The sequence below is a fragment of the Nocardia sp. NPDC024068 genome, assembly GCF_040638875.1.
Taxonomy (GTDB): Bacteria; Actinomycetota; Actinomycetes; order Mycobacteriales; family Mycobacteriaceae; genus Nocardia.
In genome coordinates, this window is record NZ_JBEZYU010000013.1 from 114,168 (window position 1) to 125,084 (window position 10,917).

The window sequence follows — 10,917 nt, forward strand, 5'->3', positions numbered from 1 at the left end:
CGTTTTCGTCTCAGAACACCTGTTGCCAAGTTTGGGTAGTTCTTTACTATAAGAGGAGTTGACGAACAGCGTTCCGAACAGTCGGGACACGGATGGCCACCGGGTTCCGGCCATCCGTTCATATGTTGATCGTCGACTCGAATCTCTTGCTCTGCAGCGTTTTCCAGCGGTGTTCGAGCTCTATCCGACCGGACGGCGCAGTTCCGGACCAGCTATCACCATCAGTGGAGGTGCTCTCTCAGCCTTTGCTTAATCTTTACCAATAGCATGGCGAAGGTTTAATCCTCGGCCCGTTGCCGTGCCGAGGAACTACTTCACCGCGAGATGCCGGTTCGCGGTCTGTGCCCGACTGGACATATTGATCGTCAACCGACCTCGGCCCAGCCGAGTCGGCGAAGGAGAACGATGGCAACCAAGAGTCCGAATGCCCCTGTGTCACCACCTGGTTCGGACCCCGCTGCACACCCGGCCGGGTCCGGATCCCGAACACGTCTGACCTCGATCCTGCGCCACGATGTACCGGCATCGATCGTGGTCTTCCTCGTCGCACTACCGCTGTCCCTCGGTATCGCGATCGCCTCCGGTGCGCCCGTGGCCGCCGGTCTCATCGCCGCCGTCATCGGCGGTATCGTCGCCGGTGCACTCGGCGGGTCTGCCCTCCAGGTCAGCGGACCGGCCGCCGGCCTCACCGTGATCGTCGCCGAATCCATCCACCAATTCGGCTGGCGGGTAACCTGTTTCATCGTTGTCGCGGCGGGCGTGCTGCAGATTCTGTTCGGTTTGAGCAGGATCGCGCGGGCAGCGCTCGCGGTCGCGCCGGTGGTCGTGCACGCGATGCTCGCCGGTATCGGCATCACCATCGCGCTGCAGCAGTTGCACGTGCTGCTCGGCGGCGAGTCCAACAGCACCGCATGGAACAACATCACCGAACTGCCCGCCCAGATCGTCTCGCTGCACGGACCGGCCGCCGTGCTGGGCCTGCTGGTCATCGCCATCATGCTGGGCTGGAAGTACCTGCCCGAGCGGATCAAGGTGGTGCCGGGGGCGCTGGCCGCGATCGTGCTGGCCACCACCGTCTCGCTGGTCTTCTCCTTCGATGTGAAACGGGTGACCCTCGACGGCTCCCTGTTCGACGCCATCGGCCTGCCCGAACTTCCGCGCAGCGACTGGGCCGGCGTCGCCCTCATGATCCTGACCTTCGCACTGATCGCCAGTGTGGAAAGTCTGTTGTCGGCTGTGGCGATCGACAAGATGCATACCGGGCCGCGCGCCGATTTCGATCGCGAGATGATCGGTCAGGGCTCGGCGAACGTGGTGTCGGGTCTGCTCGGCGGCCTGCCGGTCACCGGTGTCATCGTGCGCAGTTCCACCAATGTCGCCGCCGGCGCGCGCAGTCGGGCCTCGGCCGTCCTGCACGGCGTGTGGCTGCTGGTGTTCTCGGTCGCGCTGGTATCGCTGGTGGAGCAGATCCCGCTGGCCGCGCTCGCCGGTCTGCTGATCGTCATCGGCGTGCAGCTGGTGAAGCTCGCCCATATCCGGCTGGCGCATCGCACCGGCGATCTGCTCGTCTACGCCGTCACCCTCGCGGCGGTGGTGTTCCTGAACCTGCTCGAGGGCGTGCTCATCGGCCTGGCGCTGGCCTTCGCCCTGCTGATCTGGCGGGTCGTGCGGGTCGCGGTCAGCGCCGAACAGCTGGGCGGCACCGACCGCTGGCTGGTCCGCATCGACGGTTCCTGCACCTTCCTCTCGCTGCCGAAACTGTCCACCACCTTCGCCGCGGTGCCGGCGGGTGTGCCGGTCACCGTCGAGATGACGGTCGATTTCCTCGACCACGCCGCCTACGACGCCATCACCGACTGGGCCCGCCAGCACGAGAGCAACGGCGGCACCGTCGACTTCGTGGAGATCGGCACCGCCCGGATGGCGAAGGCCGAGGAGGCGCCGCCCGCGCGCAGCCTGGGCCGAGTGGTGCTCGACGATGTACTCGGACCGTGGCGGGTCGGGCGCAACGGGTCGCCGAACGGGTCCGATACCGGCGCGGACCCGCTGGTCAGCGGTATCGCCGCCTACCACCGCAGTAGCGCCCATGTGATGCGCCCGCATCTGGACGAACTGCGGCACAAACAGGATCCCGATTCGTTCTTCCTGACCTGCTCGGATTCGCGAATCGTGCCGAATGTCATCACCAACAGCGGTCCGGGTGATCTGTTCACCGTCCGCAATGTGGGCAATCTGGTGCCCGAACACGGCGACGCGTCGGTCGAGGCCGCGCTGGTGTTCGCGGTGGACCGGCTCGCCGTCCGCTCGGTGGTGGTCTGCGGGCACTCCTCCTGCGGGGCCATGGGCGCGCTGCATTCGGGTGAACCCGCCGGGCCCGGGATCGACCGGTGGCTCGAGTACGGCCGGCCGAGCCTGGAACGGTACCGGGCCGGGCACAGTGTCGGCCGGGCCGCCGAGGCGGCCGGTTACGGGCCGGTGGAGCAGCTGAGCATGGTGAACATCGCCGTCCAGCTGGAGAACCTGCGGCGGCACCCGGCCGTCGCGCGGGCCGTCGAGGAGCGCGGGCTCACCGTCTCCGGGCTGTTCTTCGATATCGCCAGCGCGCGGGTCCTGGAGGTCCGCGTCGACGGGATCGCGCCCATCGAGGAGAACGAGCCCCTGATGGCGCAACTGCACCGGGAAACGGCGTCCGCCGCCGGATGATCCGCCGATCCGCCGCCCGCTCCGGCCCGCCGGGGCGGGCGCCGGACCGTTCGGCCGGGTCGGATCCGCCTCGTAGGCTGGATTCCGTGGAGAACCGTTCCGACACCGTCGATGACGAACCCGGGCCCGCCGATCCGGCGGTAGACGACGCCGAGTCGTCGTCCGGGCCGCCGATATGGCGCGCCTACCGGGACCGGATCGCCCGGCGTCCTACCTTCGAACTCGTCTACCGCGTCGGGGTGGCGGTGGTCGGCACCGCGGTGCTGGTGGTGGGTGTGGTCACCATTCCGTTCCCCGGCCCCGGCTGGGCCCTGGTGTTCGCCGGTATCGGCATTCTCGCCACCGAATTCGCGGTGGCCAGACGCGCGCTGGTGTGGCTGCGGGACAAATATCGCCGCGGGATGGCCTGGTACATCTCGCGCGGGCCCCTGATGCAGGTCCTGGCATTCCTGGCGACCTGCGCGGTGGTCGTGGCCACGCTGTGGGTGCTCGGAACGTTCGGATTGGTCGGCGACTGGATCGGAGTCGAATGGCAGTGGTTGCGCAGTCCCCTGATGTCGTGAACCCCGTGCGGGGGCGGATGCTCGTCGACGACGCGTGGCTGGCCGCGCGGATCGCGGATCTCAATGCCTCCTGGCGGACCGATTCGATGCGGGTGGGCGCCACGCTGTGGTGGTGTATGACGGCCTCGGCACTGGTCGAACAGGTGGTCGGGGCGCTGGCGCGGCAGCGGCCGATCCCGGAGCCCACACTGGACCGGCTGGAGCTGACACTACGCGCCGACGGGTCGGTCGAACGGGTTTTCCTGCGTACCGCGGTACATCCGGCCCGCCCGGCCGAAGTGACGGCGGGTGTCACGGCCGGGGCGGATCCGGAGGGCGCCGCCGGTGCCGAGCCGGTCGGCGCGGGCAGCCGGGACCGGGCCGGTGCGGATGAAGCAGCACCCGTCGCCGCGGACGGGAGGGAACGCACGGATGAGACCGCCGGGACCGCCGCTACCGCGGAGGTCGCGGTGGCGCTGCGGGCGACCCTGGGCGCAGTGATCGAGCGGCTCGCCGCCGTCTCCGGGGTACGCGAACCCGCGCTGTGGGCGGTGGTCACCGATGTGATCGCCAGCTGGGCGGTCGACGCCGGGGAACCGGGGGTCGGGCGGCGGCTGGCCGACGCGCTCGGCACGGAACTGCCCGAACCCCGGTTCGTCGATGTGGCCGGGCGGACCTTCGTCCGGCGGGCGTCGTGCTGCCTGGTCTACGAGGCGCCCGGTTGCGAGAAATGCGTGAGCTGCCCCAAACGCCGGCCCGAGGAGCGGGAAGCGTTGCTCGCCGATTACGCGCGCCGGGGGTGACCCGCCGGCCGCCCCGGCGCGGCCCCGCCCGGCCGGGCGGACGTGCGGGCAGCGCGGATGACCTCGCCCGGTCCATCGACACGTGTACCCGGCCGTGCCGATAGCATGGTCGCGGCCGGGCCGTGCCCGGTTACCGACAGACGGAATCGCGCCGTCGCCCGACCGGATCGAGCCGGAATGCCGGGGGCGGCCATCCGAAGCCCGAGCGGGCCGGAACACATCCGGCCGCGCAGAACCGAGGAGAGCGCCACCGTGACCACCACAGCCCCCCGCAGTCCAGCCACCCCCGTCCGGGTGCCTGCCGGGACTACGGCGGGCGCCGCGGTACGGGAGGCGGGCCTGCCGACCAAGGGTCCCGATACCGTCGTCGTGGTCCGTGACGCCGCGGGCACCCTCAAGGATCTGTCCTGGATCCCCGAGGTCGATACCGAGGTCACCCCGGTCGCCGCGAACACCGAGGACGGCCGCAGCGTGATCCGGCATTCGGCCGCGCATGTGCTGGCCCAGGCGGTGCAGCAGGAGTTCCCCGAGGCGGTGCTCGGTATCGGCCCGCCCATCAAGGACGGCTTCTACTACGACTTCCGGGTCGATCGGCCCTTCACCCCCGAGGATCTGGTCAAACTGGAATCCCGGATGAAGAAGATCGTCAAGGGCGCGCAGCGGTTCTCCCGCCGGGTGGTCGAGGTGGACCAGGCGCGGATCGAACTGGCGAAGGAGCCGTTCAAGCTCGAACTGATCGGCGACAAATCCGGGATCGACGATCCGGAGATCATGGAGGTCGGCGGTAACGAGCTGACCATCTACGACAATCTCGACCCGCGTACCGGCGAGCGGGTGTGGGGCGACCTGTGCCGCGGTCCCCATATCCCGACCACCAAGTTCATCCCGGCCTTCACCCTGACCCGCAGTTCGGCGGCGTACTGGCGCGGTGACCAGAACCGCGAGGGCCTGCAGCGGATCTACGGCACCGCCTGGGAATCGGCCGAGGCGCAGGACGAGTACCTGCACATGCTGGCCGAGGCGGAGAAGCGCGACCACCGCAAACTCGGCCTGGAACTGGATCTGTTCTCCTTCCCCGACGAACTGGGGTCGGGGCTGCCGGTCTTCCATCCCAAGGGCGGCATCATCCGCAAGGAGATGGAGGACTACTCGCGGCAGCAGCATGTGGAGGCGGGCTACGAGTTCGTCAACACCCCGCATATCACCAAGGCGCATCTGTTCGAGACCTCCAAGCACCTCGAGTGGTACGCCGACGGTATGTATCCGCCCATGCATCTGGACGCCGAACTCGACGAGGACGGCGCCGTGCGGAAACCGGGGCAGGACTACTACCTCAAACCGATGAACTGCCCGATGCACAATCTGATCTACCGCTCCCGCGGCCGGTCGTACCGGGAGCTGCCGCTGCGGCTGTTCGAATTCGGGTCGGTGTACCGCTACGAGAAATCCGGTGTGGTGCACGGGCTGACCCGCGCCCGCGGTTTCACCCAGGACGACGCGCATCTCTACTGCACCCAGGAGCAGGTCGTCGAGGAACTCACCACGACCCTGCGGTTCGTGCTCGACCTGCTGAAGGCCTACGGTCTGGACGACTTCTACCTGGAGCTGTCCACCAAGGATCCGGACAAGTACGTCGGCTCCGACGAATTGTGGGACCAGGCGACCGCGACTCTGCGCCAGGTGGGGGAGGCGTCCGGCCTGGAACTGGTGCCGGATCCGGGTGGCGCCGCCTTCTACGGTCCCAAGATCTCGGTGCAGACAAGGGATGCGCTGGGCCGCAACTGGCAGATGTCGACCATTCAGCTCGACTTCTTCGAACCGGATCTGTTCGAACTCGAGTACACCGCCTCCGACGGCACCAAGAAACGCCCGGTGATGATCCACCGTGCGTTGTTCGGTTCGATCGAGCGTTTCTTCGGCGTGCTCACCGAGCACTACGCCGGGGCATTCCCGGCCTGGCTGGCGCCGGTGCAGGTGGTGGGGATTCCGGTGGCGGACACCTTCGTCGAACATCTCGACGGGGTGGTGGGCCGGTTGCGCGCGGCCGGAGTCCGCGCCGATGTGGACCGGGGCGACGACCGGATGCAGAAGAAGATCTTCAACCACACCGCCCAGAAGGTGCCGTTCATGCTGCTGGCCGGGGCCCGGGATGTGGAAGCGGGCGCGGTGAGCTTCCGGTTCCGGGACGGGACGCAGGTCAACGGGGTGGCAGTGGACGACGCGGTGCGCGTGGTCGCGGACTGGGTCCGGCGACGCGACAACACCTCACCGACCGCCGAGACGGTCCGGCCCCTGGTGGACGGCGTCGGCGGTGCGCCCGAGTGATACCGGGTCGGGCCCGGGCGGGAAAGGGATATGGAGCATGAGTGAGCGCACGGCGCCGGACGGGCTGACCGGATCGGCCGAGACCGGCGCGGCCGCCGGGCACGGCGATATCGTCGATCGCGGTGCGGGCGAACCGGATCGGTTGCAGCGGCTGTGGACGCCCTACCGGATGTCTTATATCGCCGAAGCCGCCACCGCCCCGCCCAAGGGCGCGACCGGCCATCCGTTCACCGATATCCCCACGATGTCCGACGAGGACGGTCTGGTGGTCGCCCGCGGTGAGCTGGTGTACGCGGTATTGAACCTGTACCCGTACAACCCGGGTCACATGATGGTCGTGCCGTACCGCCGGGTCGCGAACCTCGAGGATCTCACCGCCGCCGAAGCCCGCGAACTGATGGAGTTCACGCAGCGCGCGATCCGCACGATGAAGAAGGTGTCGCGCCCACACGGATTCAATGTGGGGCTCAACCTCGGCGGGGTCGCGGGTGGATCGCTGGCCGATCATCTGCACCAGCACATCGTGCCGCGCTGGGGCGGGGACGCGAACTTCATCACCGTGATCGGCGGCGCCAAGGTGATGCCGCAGTTGCTGCGTGAGACTCGGGCATTACTCGCCTCGGCCTGGGAGGAGGCGTAGGTGCTGAGCATCTTCGGCCGGGCGGCCTTCGCCAAGGCCACCGCCCCCCTGGGGAAGGCCCTGGTCGGCACCGGATTGACCCCGGACGCGGTCACCCTGACCGGCACCGCCGCCTCGATCGCGGCCGCGGTCACGCTGTTCCCCACCGGGCACCTGTTCTGGGGGACGATGCTGATCTGGCTGTTCGTCATGTTCGATATGCTCGACGGCGCCATGGCCCGGGCCCGCGGTGGTGGCACCCGCTACGGCGCGGTGCTCGACGCCACCTGTGACCGGGTGGCCGACGGCGCCATCTTCGGTGGTCTCGCCTGGTGGGCGGTGTATCACGAGCAGAGCAAACCGCTGTTCGTCGCGACCCTCGTGGTGCTGGTGACCTCGCAGGTGATCTCGTATGCCAAGGCGCGCGCCGAGGCCAGCGGGCTCTCCGCGGACGGCGGGCTGATCGAACGCCCGGACCGGCTGGTGATCGTGCTGGTCGGTGCCGGGCTCACCGGTATCGGTGGACACTGGGGTATCGAATGGCTCACCTGGGCGGTACATGTGGCCATGTGGATCCTGGCGGTCCTGAGCATCGTGACGGTGGGGCAGCGGGTACTGGCGGTGCGCAATTCACCGGGCGCCCGGGAGATCCTGGGTAGCCCGCGCGCGGATACGGAGCAGTCGTGAGCAAGTGGCGGTCCGGACTCACCGATCGCGGATACGCGGCGGGCTGGCGGCTGGTGCGCGCCCTGCCGGAGCCCGCGGCGCGGGCGCTGTTCGACTTCGGTGGCGATTTCGCCGCCCGTAAGGGTGGCCCGATCCAGTTGCGGCGCAACCTGGCCCGCGTGCTCGGCACGACCGCCGACGAGGTGCCCGCCGAGCTGGTGCGGGCGAGTATGCGGTCCTACGCGCGGTATTGGCGGGAGGCGTTCCGGCTGCCGACGATGGATCACGCCGGACTCGTGAAATCCGGTCGTATCAGGGTCGACGGCCTCGAGCACGTCGATGCCGCGCTGGCCCGCGGCCGCGGGATCGTGTTCGTACTGCCGCATTCGGGCAACTGGGATATGGCCGGGACGTGGCTGGTACAGAACTACGGCACCTTCACGACCGTCGCCGAACGGCTGCAGCCGGAATCGCTGTTCGAGCGTTTCGTGGCCTATCGCGAGAGCCTGGGCTTCGAGGTGTTCCCGCTGACCGGAGGCGAGCAGCCACCCTTCGCCGCGCTGGCGCAGCGGTTGCGGGAGAACAAGATCGTCTGCCTGCTGGGTGAACGCGACCTCACCGGTCGCGGGGTTCCGGTGACCTTTTTCGGGGAGCGCACCTGGATGCCGGCGGGCGCGGCGAAACTGGCCGTCGAGACCGGCGCCGCGCTGATGCCGGTGCATGTCTGGTTCACCGCCGAGGCCGGCCGGGAGAGCTGGGCCGTACAGGCCGGGGAACCGCTCGACGTCTCGTCCGGAGTCGCGGCCGCGACCCAGGATCTGGCCGATTGTTTCGCCGCGGGTATCGCCGCCCATCCCGCCGACTGGCATATGTTGCAGCCGCTGTGGGAGACCGACCTGTCCGAGGCCCGGCTGGACCGGATCGCCGCCGAGCAGGCCCGCCGGGAGTCGCAGTGGCTCGACGCGGGTGGAGAGCACGCGCGATGAAAATCGGGATGGTGTGTCCGTACAGTTTCGACGTACCCGGGGGCGTCCAGGCACACGTGGTGGAACTGGCGCAGGTCTTCCTGGAGCGTGGCCACAAGGTGAGCGTGCTGGCACCGGCCTCGGAGACCACGGAGCTGCCCGATTTCGTGGTGTCGGCGGGACGCGCGGTCGCCATCCCCTACAACGGGTCGGTGGCCCGGTTGTCGTTCGGGCCGACCGCCTACACCCGTATCCGCCGCTGGATCGAGGACAACGAGTTCGACGTCCTGCATATCCACGAGCCCAACGCACCCAGTCTGTCGATGCTGGCGCTGAAGATCGCCGAGGGCCCGATCGTGGCCACCTTCCACACCTCCACCACGAAATCGCTGATCCTCGCGACATTCCAGGGGGTGCTGCGGCCCTATCACGAGAAGATCAGCGGGCGGATCGCGGTCTCGGAACTGGCGCGGCGCTGGCAGGTCGAGGCGCTCGGCTCGGACGCGGTGGAAATCCCCAACGGCGTCGATGTGCAGGCGTTCCGCCGGGCGCCGCTGCTGGACGGCTATCCGCGGGCGGGCGGCACGGTGTTGTTCCTGGGCCGCTACGACGAACCCCGGAAGGGGATGCAGGTCCTGCTGGCGGCCCTGCCGGCGCTGGTCGCCCGCCACCCCGACGTCGAGGTGCTGATCGTGGGCCGCGGTGACGAGGAGCGGCTACGCCGCGAAGCGGGCCGCCTGGCCGGGCACCTGCGGTTTCTCGGTCAGGTCTCCGATGCGGAGAAGGCCTCGGCCATGCGCAGCGCGGACGTGTACGTGGCCCCGAATCTGGGCGGCGAGAGTTTCGGGATCATTCTCATCGAGGCCATGGCGGCGGGTACCGCCGTGGTGGCCGGTGAACTGGACGCGTTCCGGCGGGTCCTGCGCGACGGGACCGCCGGTCTGCTGGTCCCCGTCGGCGACTCGGCGGCCCTGGCCGCGGCCCTCGACACCCTGCTCACCGACGACGCCCGCCGCGCCGACCTGGTACGGACCGCGACCCGGGTGGTCGGCTCCTACGACTGGCCGGTGGTGGCCGAACAGATCCTGCGGGTCTACGAAACCGTGGTGGTCGGCGATGTGCGGGTGCGGGTGGCCGGATGATCACCTTCTCCGCGACCACCGTTCTCGTTCTCGCGCTGATCGCCGCGGTGGTCGTGGCGTCCGGTGTCCTGGCCTACTCCACCGCCAACCGCCTCGACCGGCTGCACGTCCGCACCGACCTCGCCTGGCATGCCCTCGAGGCCGCGCTGGCGCGGCGGGCCGTGGTGGCCCGCGCCGTGGCCGTCTCACTGGCCGGCCCCGCCGCCAACGACCCCGCCGCGGACCGGCATCCCGCCGAGTTGGCCCGGCGCCTCACCGTGCTCGCCGGCCGCGCCGAGCGCGCGGAGCGAGAGGAGCGCGAGACCGTGGAGAACCAGCTGGCCACCGCCCTGTCCGCGGTCGATATCGCCCGGCTGCCCCCACAGCAGGTCGCCGAACTCGCCGACGCCGAGGCCCGGGTACTGATCGCGCGGCGTTTCCACAACGACGCGGTCCGCGACACCCTGGCGCTGCGCACCCGCCGTCCGGTGCGCTGGCTGCGCCTGGGCGGTACCGCGCCGATGCCTACCTATTTCGAGATCGCCGAACGCGCCACCCCGGCCGCCGCGACCGGACTCGAGGTCGACACCGTCCGGGTGTCGGCGCGGGTGGCCCTGCTGGACGAAGAAGATCGAATCCTGCTCATGCGCGGCCGCGACCCGATGATCCCCGAGGTCACCTTCTGGTTCACCGTCGGCGGCGGCGTGGAACCGGGCGAGACCCTGCGCGCGGCCGCCGTCCGCGAACTACACGAGGAAACCGGCTACACCGCCGATCCGGCCGCCCTCCGCGGCCCGCTGTGGCGCCGTGTGGCGGTGTTCCCGTTCAACGGCGACCTCATCCGCTCGGAAGAACTGTTCTTCGCCCTCCGGGTGCAGAACTTCGATCCCCAGGCCGCCGACCTGACCTATGTGGAGCAGCGCTCGATCACCGGAAACCGCTGGTGCGACCCCGCAGAGATCCGCTCCCTCGACGCCGCCGGAGAAACGGTCTACCCCTACCACCTGGACGAACTCCTCCCGGAAGCCGCCCGCGCCGCCGACAGCACCACCGACCCCGAAGTCAGGTCGATCAGATAGCTGTGTTTTTGGCGCGCTGGCGCGCGCGGGGGTTCGGCCCCCTCGAGCGTCGCCTGTCAGCCCGCGATACTCGCGCCTGCGGCGCATTGTCTCG

The 10,917-nt window shown here is 69.3% G+C and carries 9 protein-coding genes; all 9 read left to right on the forward strand.

Annotated features, from left to right (window positions below; translation table 11 throughout):
* Positions 1–405: 405 nt before the first annotated feature.
* The 9 genes from AB0F41_RS14295 to AB0F41_RS14335 all read left to right on the forward strand — a co-directional run bounded on the left by AB0F41_RS14295 (position 406) and on the right by AB0F41_RS14335 (position 10,823).
* A complete protein-coding gene (locus tag AB0F41_RS14295; RefSeq protein ID WP_357423671.1) occupies positions 406–2,703 on the forward strand; it encodes a bifunctional SulP family inorganic anion transporter/carbonic anhydrase in 2,298 nt (765 codons plus the stop codon).
* 86 nt (positions 2,704–2,789) lie between these two features.
* On the forward strand, positions 2,790–3,266 hold the full coding sequence (locus AB0F41_RS14300; RefSeq protein ID WP_357423673.1) for a TIGR02611 family protein: 477 nt from the start codon (positions 2,790–2,792) through the stop codon (positions 3,264–3,266).
* On the forward strand, positions 3,263–4,048 hold the full coding sequence (locus AB0F41_RS14305; protein ID WP_357423675.1) for a (2Fe-2S)-binding protein: 786 nt from the start codon (positions 3,263–3,265) through the stop codon (positions 4,046–4,048). The genes AB0F41_RS14300 and AB0F41_RS14305 overlap by 4 nt, the downstream gene beginning before the upstream one ends.
* Before the next feature lie 252 nt (positions 4,049–4,300).
* Positions 4,301–6,373 (forward strand): threonine--tRNA ligase, encoded by a 2,073-nt coding sequence (gene thrS / locus AB0F41_RS14310; RefSeq protein WP_357423677.1) that lies wholly within the window; start codon positions 4,301–4,303, stop codon positions 6,371–6,373.
* A 37-nt stretch (positions 6,374–6,410) separates the two neighbouring features.
* The gene (locus tag AB0F41_RS14315) at positions 6,411–7,013 is read left to right on the forward strand and encodes an HIT domain-containing protein (protein ID WP_357423679.1); all 603 of its coding nucleotides are present in this window, start codon (positions 6,411–6,413) and stop codon (positions 7,011–7,013) included.
* Complete coding sequence (gene pgsA / locus AB0F41_RS14320) at positions 7,014–7,679, forward strand: phosphatidylinositol phosphate synthase (protein WP_357423681.1); 666 nt, start codon at positions 7,014–7,016, stop codon at positions 7,677–7,679.
* A complete protein-coding gene (locus tag AB0F41_RS14325) occupies positions 7,676–8,644 on the forward strand; it encodes a phosphatidylinositol mannoside acyltransferase (protein ID WP_357423683.1) in 969 nt (322 codons plus the stop codon). Before pgsA ends, AB0F41_RS14325 begins: the two co-directional genes overlap by 4 nt.
* Positions 8,641–9,765, forward strand: coding sequence for a glycosyltransferase family 4 protein (locus tag AB0F41_RS14330; protein ID WP_357423685.1), 1,125 nt, complete (start codon positions 8,641–8,643; stop codon positions 9,763–9,765). The genes AB0F41_RS14325 and AB0F41_RS14330 overlap by 4 nt, the downstream gene beginning before the upstream one ends.
* Entirely contained in the window at positions 9,765–10,823 is a 1,059-nt protein-coding gene (locus tag AB0F41_RS14335; RefSeq protein WP_357423695.1) for an NUDIX hydrolase, read from the forward strand. The genes AB0F41_RS14330 and AB0F41_RS14335 overlap by 1 nt, the downstream gene beginning before the upstream one ends.
* Positions 10,824–10,917: the final 94 nt, after the last annotated feature.

Bases quoted from the DNA above. Each gene is read 5' to 3' on its own strand.
- AB0F41_RS14295 (WP_357423671.1), top strand. From the start codon at position 406: ATGGCAACCAAGAGTCCGAATGCCCCTGTGTCACCACCTGGTTCGGAC.
- AB0F41_RS14330 (WP_357423685.1), top strand. From the start codon at position 8,641: ATGAAAATCGGGATGGTGTGTCCGTACAGTTTCGACGTACCCGGGGGC.
- AB0F41_RS14315 (WP_357423679.1), top strand. From the start codon at position 6,411: ATGAGTGAGCGCACGGCGCCGGACGGGCTGACCGGATCGGCCGAGACC.